Raw genomic sequence first — 3,794 nt, forward strand, 5'->3', positions numbered from 1 at the left:
TTTTACACATATATATTTTTATATTAAATTATCATTTAACAAAATACTTTATACATATATTGATAAAAAAGTAATACTTTTAGTATTACGAAAATAAATCCAGATATTATAGCAATAGGGATTCCATTGATAAAAAAGTAATACTTTTAGTATTACTGCAGGCTGTAGACAAAGAGAGGAGAAAATTATCTCCTCTCTTTGTTTATATAAAATTATTTCTTATAAATTTTCAAGAATTAAAATATCGTGTTTATCTTTTTCTCTTAATTCATATCCAGTGTGAAAAATTTTTTGTCCTTTTAAAGATATACAAGGAATTATTTTCCCTTCAAAACTCACACTATCAAAATAATCTTTTTCAAATTCATACCAACCGCCTTCTAAATTAGCTTGTTTTGATGTTCCGTCAGTTGCTAGAATAAATGGGTGAATGTCTAAATATCCAAGTTCATCACTATAAAGTTCTATTCTAACAGGACTCCAATCAGTATCTATTCTATAACCTATTTTTAAAAGTATTTCTAGTAATTTCTCTGTATATTTTTCATCAAAATCAATATCAATATCTCTATGAGGTCTTGTCTGTCTTCCTGCTAAAATATCTACTCCCCAACCTCCATCAAGCCAATATGTAATTCCTATACTTTCAAATAGCTCAATTATTTTCATTAAATCTTCTTTTGTTGTTATTTCTTTTCTAGTCATATAATCCTCCTATAAATACTACAAAAGGCTCTTTTGTATACACAAAAAAGCCTTTCATCATAATGTATCTAAATAAAAATATATAACTTATATTTTAAATAAGAAATTAGATGAAAGATAATTTATTAAGCATACACAAAAAGAACTACTGTTGTAGTTTGATTTTTTTCATATTTGTGTTTAACTTAAATTATCTTATATCCATTTTCCTACCTTTCACAACATTTTATTTTCTTAAATGATATCATATTATAAAAGAAAATTAAAGACTATAAATAAATTTCTTTTGTCTACAGTCTGAAAAATAAAAAATAGGATAACTCCTATTTTTTATTTTATAACATTTATATTTTTGAAATATTCTCTTACAATTTCTTCACGTTTAGGTAAAAATTTACTATCAGAAATATCTAAATTAATAGCAAATGAATATATATTATCAGAAGTTTCTATCCAACCTACAAACCAACCAATAGGAACAACTATATTATCAGTAGCCCACCCAGTTTTTCCATGTAAAATAAAATCATCTTTTTTCTCTAAAATCGTAATATCTTTTACTTGTTCTTGATTTTCTAATTTAAAAGGAAGTTTCGACTGTGATAATAGATTTAATAATTTAACTTGTTCCATTGCACTTATTTTTAATGGACCTTCTAACCAAAACTTATCAATCTCACTACCTATTTCCTTATTTCCATAATTTAATTTATTTAATCCTTCTTGCATTCTTTCTTTTCCCAATTCTCTTGCAAGCTTTTTATAAGCTGGAACTTGAGATACTTTTATTGCATATCTTAAATTCGAATCTTTTGCCCATGAATCAAGAAAAACTTTAGAACCGTCATAATAATAAAACATTTCATCAACGTTTTTTACTATCCCATTTTCTAATCCTATCAAAGTATTAAAAATTTTAAATGATGAAGCAGGATAAAATCTCTCATTAGCTCTATCCAAATTATAATAATCAATTTTATCATTTTTTAAATCATAAACAACAAAAGTTCCGTTTAAACCTTTTCTTTCAAAAATCTCTTTCATAAATTGATTTTCATTACCAAAAGAAATAATCGAGAACATAAATAATAACATCACTAAAATAAACTTTTTCACTAAAAAAACCTCCTAATAATAAATAAAACATCAATAAAAATAACAAAATCCAAACAAAAAAATCCTATTAAAAATATAAAATATTATTTTAATTTTAAAATATTCATTTAAAAAATGTCAAGTATGATTTTTAGTATCGCAACTAAATTATTCCACAAGACATTTTTTTACAAAAATTTTATCAAAAACTTGATTTTTTTTAATTCACAGATCCTTGATTTTATTGACTTTATCATAATCTCCTATAAGAAAGAAAATCGCAATTCTTCTTTTAGCTCCCTCTTATACTTAAAGTAGGTGTTTCTACTGATCTTTAGAAGCTCTATAACTTGAATATCTTTTAAATTTCCTCCAAAGTCTTTAGCCAGTAACTTAATTTTTTCTTTCATTTCAATAGATTTTTTGGTTTGAATCTTAGATCCAACTCTTCTACCAAGAATAACTCCTTGAGCTTTCTTCACTTTGAGTCCTTCTTTAGTTCTTGTTCTGATATCACAAGCTTCTTTTTCTGATTGTTCAAAAGCCTTTTCAATCTGATCCACAGCAATAACTTTTAAAACTTCCTCTATAGCTCCCAATAAAATATCTGTAATCTTATTCCCAGTCTTTGCTATTTGCTGCTCTTTAGCTTTTGTATATACATCAGAGTTAATATAACTTTCTTTAAGAAATATAAGCTTTACACCTCTATTATAAAGCTCAAAGTATTCTTGGATTCCCTCTTCAGCATTTCTGCTCATGCGAGATACGGAATCAAATACTAATATATCTCCACTACTAACTAACTTTTTTAATTTTTTCCATTCTTGACGATCTGAAGTTACTCCAGTATAAGCTTCTTGGTATATTCTAGCTCCAGGATATACTTTTAATATATTTTCAACTTGTCTTGTGATAACTTGTCTATTAGTAGATACCCTACAATATCCATAGATCATATTCTTCCACCTCTCACAGTCTTATTTTCAACGAACATTTATTTTAATATTAAATTGATACTGATATCATAGCAAAATATCTTATAACAGTCAAATTTTTAATACTATTTTTTTAATGTTTATTTTAATACTATTTATAACAAATAAAAAAGTTGTAAATTTAAAATATAAGGGTTATAATTTAGACAAAAAGAAGGAGGATATAAATGTTAAAAGAATTTATTAACGGAATGAGTTTTTTATTAAGTCCTTTTAGTCGTATTTTTAATGATAATGCGGTGTACCCTACCAATAAGTGGGAGTTGAAAAAGCGGTGTACCCTACCAGTAAGTGGGAGTTGAAAAAGCGGTGTACCCTACCAGTAAGTGGGAGCTAAAAAAGTTATAAAAGAGTGCTAAAAAAGGCACTCTTTTATTATATGTAAAAATTTCTCTTAATATTTCTCTTCTCTTAAAACTTTATTAAAATTATTTTCCATAAAATATTGTAGAAGCATATTAAAAAATAATTTTTCTTTTTCATCTTTAGCATTAGATATTAATTCTTCAAAATCTAAAAAAGATAATTTAGTATATTCCTCATAAAACTCTTTAAATTTTATATAATTTTCTTTTTGTAAATAACTATTTTTTAGAATTTCCTTTGCTAAATCTAATTTTCCATTTACAGCTTCTAATTTTAAAATATCTTTATATTTTGGAGTAAAAATATTATTATATATTTCTATTACATTGTAATACAGAGCAACTATAGGATTTTTAATTTCATTATTTGAATAATTAATATTATTCTCTCTCATATATTTGTTAAAATCTGCTAAAATCTCTGCACTTTTTTCTCTTAAAATTTCTCTTTGTAAATTAATTTCATATAAACTCATACCTTTTTACCTCCTAATAATATTTTTAGTAATAGATAATTTTACCACTAACTTACCTATTGATTTTTTTCCTCATTCATTTTCTTTTGTATCCAATCATAATCCCCTAAAAATAGTTCTTGGTTTTCTTTATTATACCAAAACTTCTTATCTAG

The 3,794-nt window shown here is 24.8% G+C and carries 4 protein-coding genes; all 4 read right to left on the minus strand.

Features of this window, described 5'->3' with window-relative positions; translation table 11 throughout:
• Positions 1-219 precede the first annotated feature (219 nt).
• The 4 genes from ABNK64_RS10905 to ABNK64_RS10920 all read right to left on the minus strand — a co-directional run bounded on the left by ABNK64_RS10905 (position 220) and on the right by ABNK64_RS10920 (position 3,639).
• Positions 220-705 carry a nucleotidyltransferase domain-containing protein gene (locus tag ABNK64_RS10905; RefSeq protein ID WP_116335452.1) on the minus strand — a complete coding sequence of 162 codons (486 nt, stop codon included), beginning with the start codon at positions 703-705 and terminating at the stop codon, positions 220-222.
• Positions 706-1,035: 330 nt separating this feature from the next.
• Entirely contained in the window at positions 1,036-1,821 is a 786-nt protein-coding gene (locus tag ABNK64_RS10910) for an oxacillin-hydrolyzing class D beta-lactamase OXA-85 (RefSeq protein ID WP_032835180.1), read from the minus strand.
• A gap of 242 nt (positions 1,822-2,063) precedes the next feature.
• The gene (locus tag ABNK64_RS10915) at positions 2,064-2,759 is read right to left on the minus strand and encodes a recombinase family protein (protein ID WP_349764399.1); all 696 of its coding nucleotides are present in this window, start codon (positions 2,757-2,759) and stop codon (positions 2,064-2,066) included.
• Positions 2,760-3,192: 433 nt separating this feature from the next.
• Positions 3,193-3,639: a hypothetical protein gene (locus ABNK64_RS10920; protein WP_349764401.1), complete on the minus strand. Its 447-nt coding sequence runs from the start codon at positions 3,637-3,639 to the stop codon at positions 3,193-3,195.
• Between the last annotated feature and the right edge of the window lie 155 nt (positions 3,640-3,794).

The organism is Fusobacterium sp. SYSU M8D902 (assembly GCF_040199715.1).
In the GTDB taxonomy this organism is placed as follows: domain Bacteria; phylum Fusobacteriota; class Fusobacteriia; order Fusobacteriales; family Fusobacteriaceae; genus Fusobacterium_A.

Excerpts from the sequence above, each read along its gene's own strand:
- ABNK64_RS10905 (WP_116335452.1), bottom strand. The coding sequence starts at position 705 with ATGACTAGAAAAGAAATAACAACAAAAGAAGATTTAATGAAAATAATT.
- ABNK64_RS10920 (WP_349764401.1), bottom strand. The coding sequence starts at position 3,639 with ATGAGTTTATATGAAATTAATTTACAAAGAGAAATTTTAAGAGAAAAA.
- ABNK64_RS10915 (WP_349764399.1), bottom strand. The coding sequence starts at position 2,759 with ATGATCTATGGATATTGTAGGGTATCTACTAATAGACAAGTTATCACA.